We start from the raw sequence: 16241 nt of genomic DNA on the forward strand, positions 1-16241 counted from the left end.
ATGGATAAGACTAGTCAAGAATCAGGAAGGTGCGATGACTTGGGTCAGGGTTAGCGGAGACGGAGCCAGCAGCGCCCCCTCATCCGACATCAGTTTCGGAAATGGACTACATCCATGAGCGACAACCTCTTGCTAGGTTGCCCGTCCGAACTGTCCTCAGGGGTAAAGCTCGCATGAATTCGAACTACAGCCGTGTCAGCCTTTTCTTGTGCTCTGTGTTTTTCGCGGCAAGCTCACTGGCAGCAGACGCTCCCACCCCTATCACCGCCGAAGCCGCTCGCAGCATGGCCGCCGCCGCCGAACGGGCAGCCCGCGCCCAGGGGCATGCCATCGTCATCAGCATCGTCGACAACCACGGCAACCTGAAACACTTCCATCGCATGGACGGCACCAGCAGCGGCAGTATAAAAGTCGCACAGCTCAAGGCCTCGACCTCCGCCCGCTTCCCGCTATCGTCCAGTTCACTCGCAGAACGAAGTGCCTCGCTCCCGGCAAACCCCTACGCATCACTGCCAGGCTTCACGCTGCTGGGTGGCGGCCTGCCGATCAGGGATGCGAACGGTGAGCATATCGGCGGTATTGGTATCAGCGGCGCTACGCCAGAGCTGGATGCGCAGTTTGCCCAGGCGGCGCTGGATGGCGATGCCTGAAATCGCGCACAAAAAAACCCAGGGCAACGGCCCTGGGTTTCTGGTTTTGCTTGACGCCTGAGCGCTCGAATCAGAACGGAATATCGTCATCGAAGCTGTCGAAGTCAGCGGCCGGCTGCGGCGCAGGTTGCTGCGGCGCTGGGCGCTGAGGTGCCTGTTGCGGGCGCTGGGCCTGCTGACGCGGCGGGGCCTGGTTGTACTGTTGCTGCTGGCCACCACCTTGGTTGTAGTTGCCGCCAGCCTGGTTGTACGGATCACCGCCTTGCTGCTGGCCCTGAGGACGGCCGCCGAGCAGCTGCATGGTGCCGTTGATGTCGACGATGATCTCAGTGGTGTAGCGCTTGATGCCGTCTTTTTCCCACTCGCGGGTCTGCAGCTTGCCTTCGATGTAGCACTGCGAACCCTTGCGCAGGTACTCGCCGGCGATTTCGGCAACCTTGCCGAACAGCGACACACGGTGCCACTCGGTACGCTCGACCTTCTGGCCCGACTGCTTGTCGGTCCACTGCTCGCTGGTGGCCAGGCTCAGGTTGGTCACGGCGTTACCGTTGGGCAGGTAGCGGACTTCGGGATCCTGGCCACAGGTGCCGACCAGAATGACTTTGTTAACCCCACGGGCCATAACGTTCTCCTAGGCTTCGCACGCCGAAGAGGCCGGGTTCACCAGGCGCTCGAGGGTCGTACGGTCCAAAATTTTCGTATCCAGTTTGATATAGATGGCGGCTTCTTCAGCTACCACAACGGCGTCGGTCACACCCGGCACGGCCATCAGGCGCTCGGTCAGGCCGGCTTCCCGGACTGCCTCTGGCGTCAGCGGCATGCGCAGGCTGGTCACATAGGGCGGCTCGTTCATGCGAAGCGCGACCACCAGCCAGATGGCACACAGTACCGCGCAACCGAGGAACACCATGTTCAGCCCGCCGTGCTGGAACAACCAGCCACCGAGGATTCCTCCCAAGGCAGCGCCGAGGAACTGGCTGGTGGAATAAACCCCCATTGCCGTCCCCTTGCCACCGGCAGGCGACACCTTGCTGACCAGCGAAGGCAGCGAAGCCTCCAGCAGGTTGAATGCGGTAAAGAATACCACGGTGCCAATCACCAGTCCGCGCAAACCGTCAGCCCACTCCCAGAAGTATATCTCCGTCAGCAGCAGGACACTGACCGCACCGGCCAACACACGTTTCATCTTGCGCTTCTTTTCGCCGTAGATGATGAACGGGACCATTGCAAAAAATGAGATGAACAACGCGGTCAGGTACACCCACCAGTGTTGCTCCTTCGGCAGCCCCCCGCGCTCGACAAAGGCCAGTGGCAATGCGACGAAGCTGGCCATGAGAATGGCGTGCAGAACGAAAATACCCACGTCCAGGCGCAGAAGGTCCGGATGGCGCAGGGTCGGGCCGATGGCCTGGCGCGCCACACCCGACTCGCGGTGCTGCAGGATGCTGTGCGAGTTGGGCACGACAAACGCGACCAGCAGGATGCCGACCAGGGCAAGACCGGCCGTGGCGAGGAACAATCCTGACAAACCAAAGGCACTTGTCAGCAATGGGCCGACGACCATGGCGACCGCGAACGACAGCCCGATGCTCATGCCGATCATGGCCATGGCCTTGGTCCGGTGCTGCTCGCGGGTGAGGTCGGACAGCAACGCCATGACTGCGGCAGAAATCGCCCCGGCGCCCTGCAGGATACGCCCGGCGATCACCCCCCAGATGGAGTCGGCCTGGGCCGCCAGCACACTGCCCAGGGCAAAGATCACCAGCCCCAGGTAAATCACCGGCCGACGGCCGATGCGGTCGGAAATCATCCCGAACGGGATCTGCAATACCGCCTGGGTCAGGCCATAGGCACCGATGGCCAGGCCGATCAGCGCTGGCGTGGCGCCGGCCAGGTCCATGCCGTAGGTGGCCAGCACCGGCAAGACCATGAACATGCCCAGCATACGAAAGGCAAAGACCAGGGCAAGGCCGCCAGCGGCGCGGGTTTCGCCGCCACTCATGCGCTCGTTGTGGGTGTCGTGCATGGAATAACCTCGTGTGAACCGGCGGCGATTCTATCAGTCCGACAGCTTGACGGCATCTACGCGACGCTTTGCCGCGCCATACTGGCGCGCCGTATACTTCCTTGTTTATGCCCGCCAAGCGAGGCCGCAGTGGACAAGATCCTGATTCGTGGGGCACGTACCCACAACCTGAAGAACATCGACCTGACCCTGCCCCGGGACAAGCTGATCGTGATCACCGGCCTGTCCGGTTCCGGCAAGTCGTCCCTGGCGTTCGATACCTTGTACGCCGAAGGCCAGCGCCGCTACGTGGAGTCGCTGTCGGCCTACGCCCGGCAGTTCCTGTCGATGATGGAAAAGCCCGACGTCGACACCATCGAAGGCCTGTCGCCGGCCATTTCCATCGAGCAGAAGTCGACTTCGCACAACCCGCGCTCCACGGTTGGCACCATCACCGAAATCTACGACTACCTGCGCCTGCTGTATGCCCGCGTCGGCACGCCTCGTTGCCCGGACCACGACATTCCGCTGGAGGCGCAAACGATCAGCCAGATGGTCGATCTGGTGCTGGAGCGCCCGGAAGGCAGCAAGCTGATGCTGCTGGCACCGGTCGTGCGCGAGCGCAAGGGTGAGCACCTGGCGGTGTTCGACGAAATGCGCGCCCAGGGCTTCGTCCGCGCCCGGGTAAACGGCAAGCTCTACGAGCTTGATGAACTGCCCAAGCTGGACAAGCAGAAGAAGCACAGCATCGATGTGGTGGTGGACCGCTTCAAGGTCCGCGCCGACCTCCAGCAGCGCCTGGCCGAATCGTTCGAGACCGCACTCAAGCTAGCCGACGGCATCGCCCTGGTAGCCCCCATGGACGACGAGCAAGGCGAAGAGATGATCTTCTCCGCCCGCTTCGCCTGCCCGGTCTGCGGCCATGCCATCAGCGAACTGGAACCGAAGCTGTTTTCCTTCAACAACCCGGCTGGCGCCTGCCCGACCTGCGATGGCCTGGGGGTAAAACAGTTCTTCGACACCAAGCGCCTGGTCAATGCCGAACTCACCTTGGCCGAAGGTGCGATCCGCGGCTGGGACCGGCGCAACGTGTACTACTTCCAGATGCTAGGCTCGCTGGCCGCGCATTACGGCTTCAGCCTGGAAGAACCGTTCGGCGAGCTGTCGGCCGATCACCAGAAGGTCATCCTGCAAGGCAGTGGAAAACAGACTGTCGACTTCAAGTACCTCAACGACCGTGGCGATATCGTCAAGCGCTCGCACCCGTTCGAAGGCATCGTGCCGAACCTGGAGCGCCGCTACCGCGAGACCGAATCGGCCACCGTGCGTGAAGAGCTGGCGAAGTTCCTCGGTACACAGCCCTGCCCGGATTGCCGTGGTACCCGCCTGCGCCGCGAGGCGCGGCATGTATGGGTTGGCGAAAAGACCCTGCCGGCAGTGACCAACCTGCCGATCGGTGAAGCCAGCAACTACTTCGGCGAACTGACCCTGACCGGCCGCCGTGGCGAAATTGCCTCGAAGATCCTCAAGGAGATCTGCGAACGCCTGCAGTTCCTGGTCAACGTCGGCCTCGACTACCTCACCCTCGACCGCAGCGCCGATACCCTGTCCGGTGGCGAAGCGCAGCGTATCCGCCTGGCCAGCCAGATCGGCGCTGGCCTGGTCGGGGTGATGTACATCCTCGATGAACCGTCCATCGGCCTTCATCAACGCGACAACGACCGCCTGCTGGCCACCCTCAACCACCTGCGCGACCTGGGTAACACGGTGATCGTGGTGGAGCATGACGAGGACGCCATTCGCCTGGCCGACTACGTGGTCGACATTGGGCCGGGTGCCGGGGTGCACGGTGGCCAGATCGTCGCCGAGGGCACGCCGCAGGAGGTCATGGACCACCCTGACTCGCTGACCGGCAAGTACCTGTCCGGGCGCAAGAAGATCGTCGTGCCGGCCAAGCGCACACCGCGCAACAAGAAGCTGCAGCTCAAGCTCAAGGGCGCGCGTGGCAACAACCTGCAGAACGTCGACCTGGAAGTCCCGATCGGCCTGCTGACCTGTGTGACCGGGGTCTCCGGCTCGGGCAAGTCGACGCTGATCAACAACACCCTGTTCCCGCTGGCAGCCACGGCCCTCAATGGTGCAAGCACCCTGGAAGCGGCCCCGCACAGCAGCATGGACGGCTTGCAGCACCTGGACAAGGTGGTGGATATCGACCAGAGCCCGATCGGCCGCACCCCGCGCTCGAACCCGGCGACCTACACCGGCATCTTCACGCCGATCCGTGAGCTGTTCTCCGGCGTGCCGGAATCGCGCTCACGCGGCTACGGCCCGGGGCGCTTCTCGTTCAACGTCAAGGGCGGCCGCTGCGAGGCTTGCCAGGGCGACGGCCTGATCAAGGTGGAGATGCACTTCCTGCCAGACATCTACGTGCCGTGCGACGTGTGCAAGAGCAAGCGCTACAACCGCGAAACCCTGGAGATCAAGTACAAGGGCAAGAACATCCACGAGGTGCTGGAAATGACCATCGAGGATGCCCGCGAGTTCTTCGACGCAGTACCGGCGCTGGCGCGCAAGCTGCAAACGCTGATGGATGTGGGGCTTTCGTACATCAAGCTGGGCCAGTCGGCGACCACACTGTCTGGCGGTGAAGCGCAGCGGGTGAAGCTGTCACGCGAGCTGTCCAAGCGCGATACCGGCAAGACCCTGTACATCCTTGATGAACCGACTACAGGCCTGCACTTTGCTGACATCCAGCAGTTGCTGGACGTACTGCATCGCCTGCGCGACCACGGCAACACCGTGGTGGTGATCGAGCACAACCTGGATGTGATCAAGACCGCTGACTGGCTGGTGGACCTGGGGCCGGAGGGTGGCTCCAAAGGTGGCCAGATCATTGCCTGCGGTACACCTGAAGAGCTGAGTGAGATGAAACAGTCGTACACCGGGCATTACCTGAAACCGCTGCTGGAGCGGGATCGGGCCTGAGTGTTTCCGCTGCAATGAAAAAGCCCCTGGTACCGTTGGTGCCAGGGGCTTTTTCTTGAGGCTGTGGATAACTTACATCTGCGACTGCAGGTAGTTTTCCAGGCCAATGGCCTTGATCAACCCTTGCTGCTTTTCCAGCCAGTAGGTGTGATCTTCTTCGGTATCCGCCAATTGCGCACGGAGAATGTCACGGCTGATGTAGTCCTTGTGCAGCTCACACAGCTCGATGCCTTTGCACAGGGCGCCACGCACCTTGTACTCGAGCTTGAGGTCAGCCTCGATCATTTCCGGCACGGTGCTACCGACTTCGAGGTCGTCCGCACGCATGTCAGGGGTGCCTTCGAGCATGAGGATGCGACGCATCAGGGCATCGGCGTGCTGCGTCTCCTCTTCCATCTCGTGGTTGATGCGCTCGTAGAGCTTGGACAGGCCCCAGTCTTCGTACATGCGCGAATGAATGAAGTACTGGTCGCGTGCCGCCAGTTCGCCCTTCAGCAACGTGACGAGGTAGTTGATTACGTCTGGGTGGCCTTGCATCGCCCTGCTTCTCCATGTGAAAACATCTATGTCACATAGTGTGAACCAGCTTTTGCCTGCGGTCACTGAAAAACGCGCAATCAGACACAAAAAATCGGTTAAACAGTAGTGATATTCATTGAAAAACCGCCCAAATGAGGGCGGTTCTGCTTATCACTTAGAGTTAGGCGAGATTGATGCCCAACGCCTTGGCAATCCCTTCGCCATAGGCCGGGTCGGCCTTGAAGAAGTACTGCAACTGGCGCTGGATCACGTCTTCGCTGACACCCGCCATGGTCCCGGCGATGTTGCTGATCAACAGCGCCTTCTGCTCCTGGCTCATCAGGCGGAACAACGCGCCGGCGTGGCTGAAGTAGTCAGTGTCCTCACGGTGATCGTAACGGTCCGCCGAACCGTTCAGGGCCAGCGCGGGTTCAGCATGGCGTGGCGACTGCTTCGGTGCATCAGCGTAGCTGTTGGGCTCGTAGTTCGGCGCGCTGCCGTAACTGCCAGTGGCCATGGAGCCGTCGCGCTGGTAGCTGTTGACTGCGCAGCGTGGCGCATTCACCGGCAAATGCTGGTGGTTGGTGCCCACACGGTAGCGGTGTGCGTCTGCATAGGCGAATACACGGCCCTGCAGCATGCGGTCCGGCGACAGGCCAACCCCTGGCACCATGTTGCTCGGCCCGAACGCAGCCTGCTCGACTTCGGCGAAGTAGTTGAGCGGGTTACGGTTGAGCTCCAGCACGCCCACCTCGATCAGCGGATAGTCCTTCTGCGACCAGGTCTTGGTGACGTCGAAGGGGTTCTCGTCACGGCTGGCGGCCTCGGCTTCGCTCATCATCTGAATGCATACGGTCCAACGCGGGTAGTCACCACGTTCAATGGCTTCGAACAGGTCGCGCTGGGCGTAGTCCGGGTCAGTACCCGCCAGGCGTGCAGCATCTGCCGGGGTGAGGTTCTTGATACCTTGCTGGGTCTTGAAATGCCATTTGACCCACGTGCGCTCGCCCTTGGCGTTGATCAAGCTGTACGTGTGGCTGCCAAAGCCGTGCATATGGCGATAGCCGTCCGGAATGCCACGGTCCGAGAACAGGATGGTGACCTGGTGCAGCGCCTCGGGCGAGTGCGACCAGAAGTCCCACATCATCTGGGCGTTCTTCAGGTTGGATTGCGGATGGCGCTTCTGGGTGTGGATAAAGTCCGGGAACTTCAGCGGGTCGCGAATGAAGAACACTGGCGTGTTGTTACCCACGATGTCCCAGTTGCCTTCCTCGGTGTAGAACTTGACGGCAAAGCCACGCGGATCGCGCTCGGTGTCTGCAGAGCCACGTTCGCCGCCGACAGTGGAGAAACGCAGGAAGGTTTCTGTTTGCTTGCCGATCTGCTCAAACAGCTTGGCGCTGGTGTAGTGGGTAATATCGCGATTGACGGTGAAGGTGCCATAGGCGCCCGAGCCCTTGGCGTGCACACGACGCTCAGGAATGTTCTCGCGGTTGAAATGGGCGAGCTTCTCGATCAGGTGGAAGTCGTCGAGCAACAGCGGGCCACGCGGGCCGGCGGAACGGGAGTTCTGGTTGTCGGCTACTGGCGCACCGCTGGCGGTGGTAAGAATCTTGCTCATGGGCTCTCCTTATCGGTCTTCAAGCGCCGGCTAATCGGCTTGGAGAGAGTATTGACGAGCAAGATTACCGGGACAAATTCATTACATGACTTGTATCAATAGAAAATGACAATACAAGCAGACACAAAAAACCGGGCACTAGGCCCGGTTCTTTGTAGCAGACAGAACGTCTTACTCAGCAGCTTCTACAGCACCGCCGACCGGACGATCAACCAGCTCGACGTACGCCATAGGCGCGTTGTCGCCAGCGCGGAAACCGCACTTCAGGATGCGCAGGTAGCCGCCCTGACGGGTGGCGTAACGCTTGCCCAGGTCGTTGAACAGTTTGCCAACAGCGGACTTCGAACGGGTACGGTCGAAGGCCAGACGACGGTTAGCAACGCTGTCTTCCTTGGCCAGGGTGATCAGCGGCTCGGCAACGCGGCGCAGTTCCTTGGCTTTCGGCAGGGTGGTTTTGATCAGCTCGTGCTCGATCAGCGACACTGCCATGTTCTGGAACATAGCTTTGCGGTGAGAGCTGGTACGGCTCAGGTGACGTCCACTTTTACGATGACGCATGATTCATTCCTTACCAAACACTACGTTCGGTGATTACGACGATCAGGCGGTCGCCTTGTCGTCTTTCTTAAGACTTGCAGGCGGCCAGTTGTCGAGGCGCATGCCGAGAGACAGACCACGAGAGGCCAGGACGTCCTTGATTTCAGTCAGGGACTTCTTGCCCAGGTTAGGAGTCTTCAACAGCTCTACTTCGGTACGCTGAATCAGGTCGCCGATGTAGTAGATGTTCTCCGCCTTGAGGCAGTTGGCCGAACGTACAGTCAGTTCCAGGTCGTCAACCGGACGCAGCAGGATCGGATCGATCTCGTCTTCCTGCTCGACTACGACGGGCTCACTGTCACCTTTGAGGTCGACGAACGCGGCCAGCTGCTGTTGCAGGATGGTCGCAGCGCGGCGGATTGCCTCTTCAGGATCCAGGGTACCGTTGGTTTCCAGATCAATGACCAGCTTGTCCAAGTTGGTACGCTGTTCAACACGGGCGTTTTCGACCACATAGGCGATACGACGCACCGGGCTGAACGAAGCGTCCAACTGCAGACGGCCAATGCTACGGCTTTCGTCTTCGTCGGTTTGACGGGAGTCAGCCGGCTCGTAACCGCGACCACGAGCTACAGTGAGCTTCATGTTCAGGGCGCCGTTCGACGCCAGGTTCGCGATTACGTGATCGGGGTTGACGATCTCGACATCGTGATCCAGCTGAATATCGGCAGCGGTAACCACCCCCGAACCCTTTTTCGACAAGGTCAGCGTAACTTCGTCACGACCGTGCAGTTTGATAGCCAGGCCTTTCAGGTTCAACAGGATTTCAATTACGTCTTCCTGAACACCTTCGATCGCGGAGTACTCGTGGAGTACGCCATCGATCTCGGCCTCGACTACTGCACAGCCAGGCATGGAGGACAACAGGATGCGGCGCAGCGCGTTGCCCAGGGTATGGCCGAAACCACGCTCGAGAGGCTCGAGCGTAATCTTGGCGCGGGTCGGACTGACTACCTGCACATCAATGTGGCGGGGAGTCAGGAACTCATTTACCGAAATCTGCATGGATGCACCTATTTTCTAGCCCTTACTTGGAGTAGAGCTCGACAATCAGGTTTTCGTTGATGTCGGCAGACAGGTCGCTGCGAGCAGGAACGTTCTTGAAAACGCCCGACTTTTTAGCAGCATCCACGTCAACCCACTCAACGCGGCCACGCTGGGCGCACAGTTCAAGGGCTTGAACAATGCGCAGCTGGGCCAGCGACTTCTCGCGGACCGCGACCACGTCACCCGGACGAACTTGGTAGGATGGAATGTTTACAGTCTTACCGTTGACGCTGATCGCTTTGTGCGAAACCAGCTGACGGGATTCGGAACGAGTCGAACCGAAGCCCATACGGTAGACGACGTTATCCAGACGGCACTCGAGCAGTTGCAGCAGGTTCTCACCGGTTGCGCCTTTTTTCGAGGCTGCAGCTTGGTAGTAACCGCGGAACTGACGCTCCAGAACACCGTAGATACGACGGACTTTTTGTTTCTCGCGCAGCTGGGTACCGTAGTCGGACTGACGGCCACGGCGCTGGCCGTGGATACCTGGGGCTGCTTCGATGTTGCACTTCGATTCCAGAGCGCGAACGCCGCTCTTCAGGAACAGATCGGTGCCTTCACGACGAGACAGTTTGCATTTTGGACCAATGTAACGTGCCATTCTTCTGTCTCCTGATTACACGCGACGCTTCTTCGGCGGACGGCACCCGTTATGCGGGATTGGCGTCACGTCGGTGATGCTGGCGATCTTGTAGCCGCAGCTGTTCAGTGCACGAACGGCGGATTCACGACCCGGACCTGGACCCTTGACGTTTACGTCGAGGTTCTTCAGGCCGTATTCCAGCGCAGCTTGACCAGCACGTTCAGCAGCAATCTGGGCTGCGAACGGAGTGGATTTGCGCGAACCACGGAAACCCGAACCACCGGAGGTCGCCCAGGACAAAGCATTGCCCTGACGGTCGGTGATGGTCACGATGGTGTTGTTGAAAGAAGCGTGGATGTGGGCGATGCCATCAACCACTGTCTTTTTGACTTTCTTACGAGGACGAGCAGCAGGTTTTGCCATGTCTATATTCCTGGGCGGTTACTTGCGGATCGGCTTACGCGGGCCCTTACGGGTGCGTGCGTTGGTCTTGGTGCGCTGACCGCGAACCGGCAGACCTTTACGATGACGCAGGCCGCGGTAGCAACCCAGGTCCATCAAGCGTTTGATCTTCATGTTGATGTCACGACGCAGGTCACCTTCGGTGGTGAACTTCGCAACTTCGCCACGCAGGGTTTCGATTTGCTCGTCGCTCAGATCCTTGATCTTAGCGGCTGGGTTTACACCAGCGTCTGCACAGATCTTCTGTGCAGTTGTGCGACCGACACCATAGATGTAGGTCAGCGAGATAACAGTATGCTTGTTATCTGGAATGTTGACGCCTGCAATACGGGCCATTCAGTGGGACTCCAATTGACAGCTACCTACGCCCCGGAAGCCAAGAAATAGGGCGCGAGATAATATCGCTGTAGAAACGAATAATCAACCCAGCAGCACACTAGCTGCTGGGTTTGAAGCAACGATCACACTCAGCCTTGGCGCTGTTTGTGACGCGGTTCTGCGCTGCAGATCACTCGAACGACGCCTTCGCGACGGATGATCTTGCAGTTACGGCACAGCTTTTTCACCGATGCACGAACTTTCATTACCGACTCCTCGAACCTTAGGGGCGTATCAGCGCAGCAGACCGCTGCCGCCGTAGCCTTTCAGGTTGGCTTTCTTCATCAGGGATTCGTACTGGTGCGAAACGAGGTGCGATTGTACTTGGGACATGAAGTCCATCACAACCACTACCACAATCAGCAACGAGGTCCCGCCAAGGTAGAACGGCACATTTGCTGCCACCACCAGGAACTGGGGCAGAAGGCAGACGGCCATCATGTATAGAGCACCGAACATGGTCAAACGAGTCAGAACGCCATCAATGTAGCGCGCAGACTGCTCACCAGGACGGATACCCGGAATAAAGGCACCGGACTTCTTCAGGTTTTCCGCTACGTCTTTCGGATTGAACATCAACGCTGTGTAGAAGAAGCAGAAGAAAATGATCCCTGCACTAAACAGCAAAATGTTCAACGGCTGACCAGGAGCGATCGACTGCGAGATGTCCTGCAGCCAGCCCATACCTTCGGACTGACCGAACCAGGCACCCAGCGAAGCCGGGAACAGCAAAATGCTGCTCGCGAAAATGGCCGGGATAACCCCCGCCATGTTCACTTTCAGCGGCAAGTGGCTGGTCTGCGCAGCAAAGACCTTACGGCCCTGCTGACGCTTGGCGTAGTGAACGGCGATACGACGCTGACCACGCTCAATGAACACCACAAAACCGATAATCGCTACTGCCAGCAAACCGATTGCGACCAGGGCGAAAATGTTGATATCGCCTGTGCGTGCAGACTCGAAAGACTGCCCGATTGCTCTCGGAAGACCGGCAACGATACCTGCGAAGATCAACATCGAGATACCGTTGCCCACACCGCGCTCGGTGATCTGCTCGCCCAGCCACATCATGAACATCGCGCCTGCCACGAACGTGGAGACCGCAACGACATGGAAGCCCAGGCCCGCAGAAAACGCCACGCCCTGGTTGGCCAGGCCAATGGACATGCCAATGGCTTGAACCAGTGCCAGGATAACGGTGCCGTAGCGGGTGTACTGGCTGATCTTGCGACGGCCAGCTTCACCTTCCTTCTTCAACTGCTCCAGTTGCGGGCTGACCGCCGTCATCAGCTGCATGATGATCGATGCCGAAATGTACGGCATGATCCCCAGTGCAAAGATGCTCATGCGCTCGAGCGCGCCACCGGAAAACATGTTGAACAAGCTAAGAATGGTCCCCTCATTCTGCCGAAACAGATCCGCCAGACGGTCCGGATTGATGCCAGGAACCGGGATATGCGCACCTATCCGATAGACGATGATCGCCATGAACAGAAAGCGCAGACGAGCCCAGAGTTCCGACATCCCGCCCTTACCGAGCGAAGAGAGAGCACCTTGCTTAGCCATTTATTCCTCGAATTTGCCGCCAGCTGCTTCGATAGCCGCACGCGCACCCTTGGTGGCTGCGATGCCCTTGATGGTGACTGCGCGAGTAACTTCGCCAGACAGCATGATTTTCACACGCTGAATGTGCTGGTTGATCACGTTGGCATCCTTCAAGGATTGCACGGAGATCACGTCGCCTTCCACTTTGGCCAGCTCGGACAGACGCACTTCTGCGCGGTCCATGGCTTTCAGGGAAACGAAGCCGAATTTCGGCAGACGACGGTGCAGCGGCTGTTGACCGCCTTCGAAGCCCGGAGCGATCGAACCACCCGAACGGGAGGTCTGACCTTTGTGGCCACGGCCGCCGGTCTTACCCAGACCGCTACCGATACCACGACCCGGACGATGCTTTTCGCGACGGGAACCCGGCGCTGGACTCAGATCATTGAGTTTCATCGATTAACCCTCGACGCGCAGCATGTAGTAAGCCTTGTTGATCATCCCGCGATTCTCGGGAGTATCCAGGACTTCTACAGTGTGACCGATGCGACGCAGACCCAGGCCCTTAACACACAGTTTGTGGTTAGGCAGACGACCCGAGACGCTCTTGATCAGCGTTACTTTTACGGTTGCCATGATCAGAAGATCTCCTCGACGCTCTTGCCGCGCTTGGCAGCAATGGATTCAGGAGATTGCATGGCTTTCAGACCCTTGAAAGTGGCGTAAACCACGTTCACTGGGTTGGTCGAACCGTAGCACTTGGCCAGAACGTTCTGAACACCAGCAACTTCCAGGACAGCACGCATTGCGCCACCAGCGATGATACCGGTACCTTCCGAGGCAGGCTGCATGTAAACCTTCGAGGCGCCGTGGGCAGCCTTGGTGGCGTACTGCAGGGTGGTGCCCTTCAGGTCAACCTGGATCATGTTGCGGCGAGCAGCTTCCATGGCTTTTTGAATCGCAGCAGGTACTTCGCGCGATTTGCCACGGCCGAAGCCGACACGACCTTTACCATCACCAACCACGGTCAACGCGGTGAAGGTGAAGATACGGCCGCCTTTTACGGTCTTGGCAACGCGGTTAACCTGAACCAGCTTCTCGATGTAGCCTTCGTCGCGCTTTTGATCGTTATTTGCCATAACTTAGAACTCCAGCCCGCCTTCACGAGCAGCATCAGCCAGCGCTTTGACGCGGCCATGGTACTTGAAGCCGGAACGGTCAAAGGCAACTTGAGATACACCGGCGGCTTTCGCACGCTCAGCTACCAGCTTGCCAACCTTAGTGGCCGCGTCGATGTTGCCAGTGGCGCCATCACGCAGGTCTTTGTCCAAGGTCGAGGCGCTTGCCAGAACCTTGCTGCCGTCGGCCGAAATGACCTGGGCATAGATGTGCTGCGAGGAGCGGAACACGCACAGGCGCACGACTTCGAGTTCGTGCATCTTGAGACGTGCTTTGCGAGCGCGACGCAGTCGAATAACTTTTTTGTCGGTCATTTACTAGGCCCTACTTCTTCTTGGCTTCTTTACGACGGACTACTTCGTCCGCGTAACGCACACCTTTGCCTTTGTAAGGCTCTGGCGGACGGAAGTCGCGGATTTCAGCGGCCACCTGACCTACCAGCTGCTTGTCGATACCCTTGATCAGGATGTCGGTCTGGCTAGGCGTTTCAGCGGTGATACCGGCTGGCAGTTCGTAGTCCACTGGGTGAGAGAAGCCCAGGGCCAGGTTCAGGACGGTGCCTTTAGCCTGTGCCTTGTAACCAACACCGACCAGCTGGAGCTTGCGCTCGAAGCCTTGGCTTACGCCTTGGACCATGTTGTTAACCAGAGCGCGGGTGGTACCGGCCATGGCACGAGCTTGCTGGTCACCATTGCGAGCGACGAAACGCAGCTCACCAGACTCTTCGGTAACTTCAACAGACGAGTGAACGTTCAGTTCGAGAGTGCCCTTGGCACCCTTCACCGAAAGCTGCTGACCTGCGAATTTGACTTCGACACCGGACGGCAGCTTAACGGGGTTCTTAGCGACGCGAGACATGTCTATCCCCCCTTAGAACACTGTGCACAGAACTTCGCCGCCGACACCGGCAGCGCGCGCAGCGCGATCAGTCATCACACCTTTGTTGGTGGAGACAATAGACACGCCCAGACCGCCACGTACTTTCGGCAGATCGGTGACGGCCTTGTACTGGCGCAGGCCTGGACGGCTGGAGCGCTTCAGTTCCTCGATGACCGGACGGCCTTCGAAGTACTTCAGTTCGATCGACAGGGAAGGCTTGGCTTCACCAGTTACCTGGTAGCCAGCGATGTAACCTTCGTCCTTCAGAACTTTGGCAACCGCGACCTTCAGGGTAGAAGAAGGCATGCTTACGACGGACTTTTCAGCCATCTGGGCATTACGGATGCGAGTTAGCATGTCCGCTAACGGGTCCTGCATACTCATGGGCTAGATGCTCCTGATACAAGAATTATTAGCCTTGCGGCTATGACAACCACCTGAGCGGATTGGGCAAAAAACCCAGGCTCGGGTGAGCCGGTCATTCTAGACACAAGGCAGAAACGAAACAAGCCCCATATAGGGGCTTGTTTCTTGGCGAGGTCACCGGCGGTCGGAAGATTGCTCCCCTTGCGCCGGGATCACACCGACAGCGATTACCAGGAGGCCTTGACCAGACCTGGTACGTCGCCGCGCATTGCAGCTTGACGCAGCATATTACGGCCCAGGCCGAACTTACGGTATACACCGTGAGGACGACCGGTCAGGCGGCAACGGTTGCGCAGGCGCGAAGCGCTAGCGTCACGTGGCTGCTTCTGCAGAGCGACAACGGCAGCGAAACGCTCTTCTGGAGAGGCGTTAGCGTTGACGATGGTCGCTTTCAGCTCAGCACGCTTCTTAGCGAACTTGGCTACCGTCAGCTGACGTTTCAGCTCACGGTTTTTCATGCTCTTCTTGGCCATTTTCCTACTCCAATCAGTTGCGGAACGGGAACTTGAAAGCACGCAGCAGAGCGCGGCCTTCGTCGTCCGAACGAGCAGTGGTGGTCAGGGTGATGTCCAAACCGCGCAGAGCATCGATCTTGTCGTAATCGATTTCCGGGAAGATGATCTGCTCTTTCACGCCCATGCTGTAGTTGCCACGGCCATCGAAGGACTTGGCATTCAGGCCGCGGAAGTCGCGAACCCGAGGCAGGGAGATCGCCAGCAGGCGGTCCAGGAATTCGTACATCTTGTCGCTACGCAGGGTCACCTTGACACCGATCGGCCATCCTTCGCGGACTTTGAAGCCAGCGATGGATTTACGAGCGAAAGTCACGACCGGCTTTTGACCGGTGATCTTTTCCAGGTCAGCTACTGCGTGCTCGATGACTTTCTTGTCGCCGATCGCTTCGCCCAGACCCATGTTCAGGGTGATTTTGGTAACGCGCGGAACTTCCATCACGTTCGACAGCTTAAGTTCTTCCTTAAGCTTAGGAGCGATTTCGTTCCGGTAAATCTCTTTCAGTCGTGCCATGGTCTTCTACCTAGCAGTGTTCAAGCATCAACCGCTTTTTGGGTCGACTTGAAGACACGAATTTTCTTACCGTCTTCTACTTTGAAACCAACGCGGTCAGCCTTGTTGGTTTCGCCGTTGAAGATGGCAACGTTGGAAGCGTGCAGAGGCGCTTCTTTCTCGACGATACCGCCCTGAACGCCCGCCATCGGGTTAGGCTTGGTATGACGCTTGACCAGGTTTACACCACCGATGACCAGACGGTCATCAGCGAGAACCTTCAGCACCTTACCGCGCTTACCTTTGTCTTTGCCGGCGATCACGATGATCTCGTCGTCACGACGAATCTTTTGCATGTCG

Annotated in this window: 22 protein-coding genes; 2 read left to right on the plus strand and 20 right to left on the minus strand. The window is 58.8% G+C overall.

The features are described 5' to 3' along the window. The first annotated feature begins 173 nt into the window (after positions 1-173). Positions 174-650, plus strand: a complete 477-nt coding sequence (locus tag ABOC32_RS00610) for a heme-binding protein (RefSeq protein ID WP_265100713.1) — start codon at positions 174-176, stop codon at positions 648-650. 70 nt (positions 651-720) lie between these two features. Here the strand turns inward: ABOC32_RS00610 and ABOC32_RS00615 are convergent, their stop codons facing one another. Continuing rightward, complete coding sequence (locus ABOC32_RS00615; RefSeq protein ID WP_426809833.1) at positions 721-1272, minus strand: single-stranded DNA-binding protein; 552 nt, start codon at positions 1270-1272, stop codon at positions 721-723. 9 nt (positions 1273-1281) lie between these two features. Then, positions 1282-2676, minus strand: a complete 1395-nt coding sequence (locus ABOC32_RS00620; RefSeq protein WP_016497748.1) for an MFS transporter — start codon at positions 2674-2676, stop codon at positions 1282-1284. Positions 2677-2805: 129 nt separating this feature from the next. Between ABOC32_RS00620 and uvrA the strand changes: the two genes are divergently transcribed. Continuing rightward, positions 2806-5640, plus strand: a complete 2835-nt coding sequence (gene uvrA, locus ABOC32_RS00625) for an excinuclease ABC subunit UvrA (RefSeq protein ID WP_426809834.1) — start codon at positions 2806-2808, stop codon at positions 5638-5640. 72 nt (positions 5641-5712) lie between these two features. On the opposite strand, the gene bfr is transcribed toward uvrA, so the two are convergent. The 18 genes from bfr to rplX form a co-directional block, all read right to left on the minus strand. Beyond that, positions 5713-6177, minus strand: coding sequence for a bacterioferritin (gene bfr / locus ABOC32_RS00630; RefSeq protein ID WP_003257116.1), 465 nt, complete (start codon positions 6175-6177; stop codon positions 5713-5715). A 163-nt stretch (positions 6178-6340) separates the two neighbouring features. After that, complete coding sequence (locus ABOC32_RS00635) at positions 6341-7780, minus strand: catalase (protein WP_426809835.1); 1440 nt, start codon at positions 7778-7780, stop codon at positions 6341-6343. Positions 7781-7951: 171 nt separating this feature from the next. Continuing rightward, on the minus strand, positions 7952-8338 hold the full coding sequence (gene rplQ, locus ABOC32_RS00640; protein WP_003255451.1) for a 50S ribosomal protein L17: 387 nt from the start codon (positions 8336-8338) through the stop codon (positions 7952-7954). Positions 8339-8380: 42 nt separating this feature from the next. Then, the gene (locus tag ABOC32_RS00645; RefSeq protein ID WP_003255452.1) at positions 8381-9382 is read right to left on the minus strand and encodes a DNA-directed RNA polymerase subunit alpha; all 1002 of its coding nucleotides are present in this window, start codon (positions 9380-9382) and stop codon (positions 8381-8383) included. A 22-nt stretch (positions 9383-9404) separates the two neighbouring features. After that, on the minus strand, positions 9405-10025 hold the full coding sequence (gene rpsD / locus ABOC32_RS00650; RefSeq protein WP_012270238.1) for a 30S ribosomal protein S4: 621 nt from the start codon (positions 10023-10025) through the stop codon (positions 9405-9407). 15 nt (positions 10026-10040) lie between these two features. Next, a complete protein-coding gene (gene rpsK, locus ABOC32_RS00655) occupies positions 10041-10430 on the minus strand; it encodes a 30S ribosomal protein S11 (RefSeq protein WP_003255454.1) in 390 nt (129 codons plus the stop codon). An 18-nt stretch (positions 10431-10448) separates the two neighbouring features. Then, a complete protein-coding gene (gene rpsM / locus ABOC32_RS00660; protein WP_003255457.1) occupies positions 10449-10805 on the minus strand; it encodes a 30S ribosomal protein S13 in 357 nt (118 codons plus the stop codon). A gap of 131 nt (positions 10806-10936) precedes the next feature. Next, entirely contained in the window at positions 10937-11053 is a 117-nt protein-coding gene (gene rpmJ, locus ABOC32_RS00665; RefSeq protein WP_002555468.1) for a 50S ribosomal protein L36, read from the minus strand. Positions 11054-11081: 28 nt separating this feature from the next. Then, the gene (secY, locus tag ABOC32_RS00670) at positions 11082-12413 is read right to left on the minus strand and encodes a preprotein translocase subunit SecY (RefSeq protein ID WP_003255459.1); all 1332 of its coding nucleotides are present in this window, start codon (positions 12411-12413) and stop codon (positions 11082-11084) included. Then, the gene (gene rplO / locus ABOC32_RS00675) at positions 12414-12848 is read right to left on the minus strand and encodes a 50S ribosomal protein L15 (RefSeq protein WP_003255461.1); all 435 of its coding nucleotides are present in this window, start codon (positions 12846-12848) and stop codon (positions 12414-12416) included. It abuts the gene before it with no gap. A 3-nt stretch (positions 12849-12851) separates the two neighbouring features. Continuing rightward, on the minus strand, positions 12852-13028 hold the full coding sequence (gene rpmD / locus ABOC32_RS00680; protein WP_016497744.1) for a 50S ribosomal protein L30: 177 nt from the start codon (positions 13026-13028) through the stop codon (positions 12852-12854). A 2-nt stretch (positions 13029-13030) separates the two neighbouring features. After that, positions 13031-13531, minus strand: a complete 501-nt coding sequence (gene rpsE, locus ABOC32_RS00685; RefSeq protein ID WP_003255465.1) for a 30S ribosomal protein S5 — start codon at positions 13529-13531, stop codon at positions 13031-13033. A 3-nt stretch (positions 13532-13534) separates the two neighbouring features. Beyond that, positions 13535-13885, minus strand: a complete 351-nt coding sequence (gene rplR / locus ABOC32_RS00690) for a 50S ribosomal protein L18 (RefSeq protein ID WP_003255467.1) — start codon at positions 13883-13885, stop codon at positions 13535-13537. A 10-nt stretch (positions 13886-13895) separates the two neighbouring features. Beyond that, a complete protein-coding gene (gene rplF / locus ABOC32_RS00695; RefSeq protein WP_003255469.1) occupies positions 13896-14429 on the minus strand; it encodes a 50S ribosomal protein L6 in 534 nt (177 codons plus the stop codon). A gap of 12 nt (positions 14430-14441) precedes the next feature. Further along, on the minus strand, positions 14442-14834 hold the full coding sequence (gene rpsH, locus ABOC32_RS00700; RefSeq protein WP_003255471.1) for a 30S ribosomal protein S8: 393 nt from the start codon (positions 14832-14834) through the stop codon (positions 14442-14444). 209 nt (positions 14835-15043) lie between these two features. Continuing rightward, the gene (gene rpsN / locus ABOC32_RS00705) at positions 15044-15349 is read right to left on the minus strand and encodes a 30S ribosomal protein S14 (protein ID WP_426809836.1); all 306 of its coding nucleotides are present in this window, start codon (positions 15347-15349) and stop codon (positions 15044-15046) included. Positions 15350-15362: 13 nt separating this feature from the next. Next, positions 15363-15902 (minus strand): 50S ribosomal protein L5, encoded by a 540-nt coding sequence (rplE, locus tag ABOC32_RS00710; RefSeq protein WP_003255474.1) that lies wholly within the window; start codon positions 15900-15902, stop codon positions 15363-15365. A gap of 20 nt (positions 15903-15922) precedes the next feature. Further along, positions 15923-16237 (minus strand): 50S ribosomal protein L24, encoded by a 315-nt coding sequence (gene rplX / locus ABOC32_RS00715; protein WP_003255476.1) that lies wholly within the window; start codon positions 16235-16237, stop codon positions 15923-15925. Between the last annotated feature and the right edge of the window lie 4 nt (positions 16238-16241).

Origin of the sequence: Pseudomonas sp. WOUb67, from assembly GCF_050058005.1 — a bacterium.
Taxonomy (GTDB): Bacteria; Pseudomonadota; Gammaproteobacteria; order Pseudomonadales; family Pseudomonadaceae; genus Aquipseudomonas; species Aquipseudomonas putida_R.